Here is a 5,070-nt window from a genome sequence, read left to right as displayed (position 1 = left end):
TGCTCTTCCGATCTCCAGTGATTCCTTCCAATAGTTCGCGATTTGCGCCTCCTTGAGAAATATTTGAGAATATCAGATTGATAGCCACAGCTGTGAGAATAGAAGCGAGGACACCAACAGCAGCCCCGAGCCATAACCAACGCCCTTGATGTGCATTGCCACTTTTTGTCAAGAATGCTAAGAGTGCTACTAAGACTAGCAATGCCTCGATACCTTCTCGTAGTATGATGACTACTGCATCAAAAAGACTGTAACGGAGCGATTGAGTCGCGTAGGGTTGGAGATTACTTTTTAAGGATGCGATCGTCATGAGCGCATTCTTTATATCAGCTGGACTAGCATTAAGGAAGCCATAAGCCTTCGCCATGTTGTTTTCAATAGCGACATAAGCCTGTTTAGACTTAGTGGCAACTATCCCCTCTACGTCAAGCCAGTCTGTTTGGAAACTCTTAATCTCACTCTTAGCCGTAGATAGGTCGTTTTTGTCAATAGCAGCTTCTGCATTATTCAGGCGGTCAATCAGACTTTTTATTGTCACCTTACTTGTGCCAGATCCAGTTGTTTCCGCTGGTGGAGTGCTACCTGCAAGAAATTTTTGATTTGTTGCCTCTAACTTTGAAAGCGCTTGTACCACTTCAGACTGCTTAGGCGGCTGCTTTGAGAAAGCAAACTTCACTTCACCCATTGCCGTTTCAATGTCTTTATAAGCTTGGCGAGAGGTCTTTTTCACGCCATCTTCAACATCAAACCAGTCATTATCAAACTGCTTGTAGGCTGTTGCTGCTCCCTGAAAATCTTTTGCCTTAGCCTTTGTTAAAGCCTGATCAACATAACTATTCAGGCGTTGCATATCTTGTTGTGGGGAGGAACTCGCAAATGCACCCAGAGGTAAGGCGATAATAAATAGCATGACGCTTAGCGAGAGCGCGAATAGCCATTGCCAGCGATTCCGCCTGAATTTTGGTAAAAATCCCATTTTTTTATCCCTTACTCATAGAACTCAAATAGTAATTATTTTCATTAAAGATTCAAGAAGCATAGTACTTTTTTGAAATAAAAGTCAATAAGCTAAGACGCCTTGTGTTGTACAAGCGTGAATACTGCTTCCACACTCCTATGCATGACCGTTGGTCAAGCCTTGAGAGTATATTGGTTCAAGAATCTTGGGGATGTATGAATCAGTAAGGGCGTACGCCGTACGCCCTTACAACGGGATAGGGATGTCTGACATAATTTTCATGAAAAAATGACCAGCCTACTACAGCTGGTCTATAAAAGTTAATCTTCGCGTTGTCTTTTCAAGAAAGTAGAACCCAAATTGCGCGTTCCCAAAACGCAGCGGGCAATTTTTCTTTACACTTTACAATATTGTAACAGTGATCACAAATCGTTTTTAGGATTTATCAAAAAATGATGAAAATTAGTCTTTATCTTTAAAATACAGTCAACAGTGAACAGTTATAAAGCTGTATGGTACGCTGTTAACTGATAACTGATAACTGATAACTGATTACTTGCGGTTGTCCCCAGATGATACGCTCATGCTTATAGATAGCGATTCCTGGTTTGGCTCCCTTGGGTTTGTAGAGGTTCTTTAGCTTTGTGTAAACCACTGGGACTTGATCGCTCTGACGAGCACGACTATAGTATGCTGCAAGGTTGGCGGTGTATTGCAAATCAGCCGCTTCTGGTACAGCACCGGGTTCTAAACGTAGAAGTACGTGACTACCAGGAATTTCTTGAGCGTGGAACCATAAATCATAATCCCCAGCAACGCGAAACGTGAGTTGGTCATTCTGGCGATTGTTACGCCCGATTAAGACTTCAAAACCACTTGGGGTACGATAACGATAAAAGTTTGTGGTGGCGGTTGCACTCGAAGTCTGAGTCTTATATTCTAGGGGCTCTAAATATTTTTGCCCGACTAACTCGTCACGTATTTCTTCTAAAGCTTCTAAATCTTCTGCTGATTGGTAGTTCTCTATTTGAGAGATCGCCGCTTCTACTTGCTCTAAATACTCGATTTCTTCCTGAACTTCTCTTAGTAAGGGTTCGACTGCACTACGAACACGTTTAAGTTTCTGGTGTTGTTTATAAAGAGCTTGAGCATTTTGGACAGCGTTTTTATCTGGCTTTAAGGATATCACCACAGGTTCGCCAGTATCAAAGTCAGGGAGAACTATTTCCTTCATTCCTGGTTCCCAGTTGTGCAAATGCGCCATCAACAGATCAGCTTTCTGTCGATAATCATCTGCTTGAGCAGACTGTTGCAAGCGTTCTTCAAAGGCACTAGCTTTCACCCGCAACTTTTCTAGAATATTACTTAGCTTGTGGCTTAACTGATTTCGTAGTTGTAAGAATGTTTGTTGATTAAGTTGATCTGTATAGTAGCGATTGATCAATTCTTGGATATTTTTAGCTGGTTTAACGCCACCCCAACCAAGAACAGTGTAACCGGTATTTGTCCAAGCCGGATCATACTTGTTGGTTTCTAAAGCTTGTAACCATTCTTGCCAACTTTGAAATAGCTGATCCCAATCGGATTGCTTAAGAGAGTCGGTTGTGCTTTCAGGATCTAAGTTGGCTGCTACCAGCATTGACTGTAACAATGAAGGAGAAAGACCACGATAAGTTTTGAGTACTTGACGCTGGATAGTTCCTGGTACTAGGCTGATGCGTTCTTGCCAGCGTTGTTGTGATTCACTCAAACTGGGAATTGCACTAGTGAGAGTTGGTGGAGTTTCATAAGGTTGTCCAGTGAGTATAGGACGGACGCTGGATTTTTGTTGGTTGACTTGGTGAGCAGCAGTGATAATGATATTCCCAGCATCAGCAAGAATAACATTACTGTATTTGCCCATGATTTCAACATAAAGATGATATAAGGCGCTTTCTCCTGGACGACGGGCAAATTGGAAATCGACAGCGCGTTCCCAAGGAGCGATCGCCTTAATCTCCACCAATGCCAAACCATTTAACTGATGCAACAGTTGTTGACTAAAGGTAAAGGTATCTGGTGCTCTTGGTGGTGGATCCCCAATACAAATGTGAGCCGCTTGAGGATGCCAACAAATTGTGAGCCAGCTTCGGTGTTTGATTGTGCGTAGTGCTATGGCGATGGTATTGCGATCGCGCTGATAAACCAGCTCAAGACGAGACGGTATCATGAGAGCGCGTATTTCGCAACAAGCAGATGTTAGGGTTGTAAAGTCAACTGTTTGCACTACGATTAGTCGTTGCTTTTCAAGCTTCGATTTAAGTACACTTCCATTGTTACTTATGGAAGCCTGGTTGAAACTGTAAAAAACGTTTTCGGCAACGATAACCTATACCAGCTATTCCAGTCAATAAGATAGCCCCCGTTGTACCAGACTCAGGCACTTGTCGCGGTATAGGAGGAACAGAAGAACTCCCCCCCACTTTTATTTGATAAGCAAGATTTGAGCGTGTGGGTGGTTGTATCCCAGTCCAACTTAACGCCACTTTACCTGTGATTTCAAACGGGTCTGATATATCAGTAATCTCAAGATAATCTGTGTCAGGAGTGCTTGTGCCTGTAGAAGACAGACTGCCAATTGTAAATTTTGTGTTTGTTGTGGTCAGATCCTTAAAAACAAGATCGCTAAGGGTTGCTGTACTGTTTTGAGTGGCAAACGTGCGGAGGTAAATATCATTAACTGGACCATTAAAAGCCGTGGTAGTCAGTGTTTGCCCACCAACAGTGTAGTTAATAGTGCTTCCAGTGTAATTTAGAGTGAAATCTACTGGGGTTCCATTTCCCCATACAAACTGTCCTGATGCCACAGGTTCTCCAGGAGCTACGAGCGCTCTAGCATTTCTGTTAATGCCTAATTCACGCTCTGCATCATTTAAGCTATTGTTACCAATACGACCTTCAGCAACAAACAATTCTTTAAAAGTGCCCTGGTCTAATATGTTGTTAAAATCTGCATCGGTCAAGCTAGTTCTATTAACAAGAGTAAAGGCTTTAGCAGAGTGAGGGACCAGAAATAAACCCAAAGCAGCTAGCACTGCAATAATTAGCGGGTTGAGATGATTAGCGAATTTTTGTTTGTATAGCATTTTATCTCTTTAATACCTATTTTTTGGGCTAGGGAAGTGTAAAGCGCAAAATCAGAATGAAATGATGTTGATGCTCAATTGGATTAATAATTCACCAACAACATCATTTATCTGCACCCTTTACAAAAACTTGGTTTCTCAACCACAATCTCCTATGATAAGTTTATGTTTAGGAACAATGTTTCCTAGTTTAGAATCTAGTTGTATAAATTGTCTAGACTAACTGGTTAATCTTACTAGAAATTTAATAGAGGACTAACTTTTCTATTTCTCGGGAAACACTTACTAGGTAAGACGTTTGCTGAAATCTGATTGTTTCTAAAATTAAGAATAAATACGTACAAATTTTACATAAAGAAAACCCCCTTGTGGAAAGGGGTTCTAAAATCTTGTCGACTGATACTCATCTACCAGTCGTATAGAAATTCATGTTGAATGTTCTTAAGCACGGGAGCGTCAAGAACTCAACAGCATCGGTTCTCGCTCGGCTGTTTGTAACACCTCAATATAGAGATGGCTCAGTTGTTGTGCTACACCATCCCAACTAAACTTTCTCTCAACACGCTTTCTACTTGCTGAACCTAATGTGTTTCGCCACTCTGGATTACTGATAATTCTGTCAATCGCAGTACTAAAGGCGGCGACATCTTGGGGTGGTACTAATAAACCAGTTTCTTCAGGAACTACGGTAAACTGTAGTCCACCAACATCACTAGCAACTACGGGTGTGCTACTCGCCATCGCTTCAATTGCAACCAATCCAAAGGGTTCATAGTGACTAGGAACCACACAAACGTCAGCCGCAGCGTAATAATATGGAAGATCTTCTTGGCTGATACGTCCAGGAAAAGTGGTGAAACTCTTCATCCCCAATTCACCGACAATTTGCTCGATACGTTCGCGCTCCATACCGTCGCTTTCACCAGGGCGACTACCACCGCCAATTATTAGTTGGAGTTTACCAGAGTCGCGGTGTTGGGATTGTCC

General features: G+C 42.1%; 4 protein-coding genes. All 4 read right to left on the bottom strand.

Annotated elements, in window-relative coordinates:
* Nucleotides 1–976: FTR1 family protein (locus G4P69_RS35500; protein ID WP_208354629.1), on the bottom strand; the 976-nt coding region annotated here is incomplete at its 3' end.
* 505 nt (nt 977–1,481) lie between these two features.
* Nucleotides 1,482–3,224, bottom strand: a complete 1,743-nt coding sequence (locus G4P69_RS35495) for an Rqc2 family fibronectin-binding protein (protein ID WP_208354626.1) — start codon at nt 3,222–3,224, stop codon at nt 1,482–1,484.
* A gap of 49 nt (nt 3,225–3,273) precedes the next feature.
* A complete protein-coding gene (locus tag G4P69_RS35490) occupies nt 3,274–4,083 on the bottom strand; it encodes a choice-of-anchor W domain-containing protein (RefSeq protein WP_208354624.1) in 810 nt (269 codons plus the stop codon).
* A 456-nt stretch (nt 4,084–4,539) separates the two neighbouring features.
* On the bottom strand, nt 4,540–5,070 hold a 531-nt coding region (locus tag G4P69_RS35485), incomplete at its 5' end, for a glycosyltransferase (protein WP_208354622.1).

Source organism: Aetokthonos hydrillicola CCALA 1050 (genome assembly GCF_017591665.1).
GTDB lineage: Bacteria > Cyanobacteriota > Cyanobacteriia > Cyanobacteriales > Nostocaceae > Aetokthonos > Aetokthonos hydrillicola.
The sequence above is the reverse complement of the archived record's forward strand: the minus strand, read 5'-3'. Positions and strand labels throughout refer to the sequence as shown.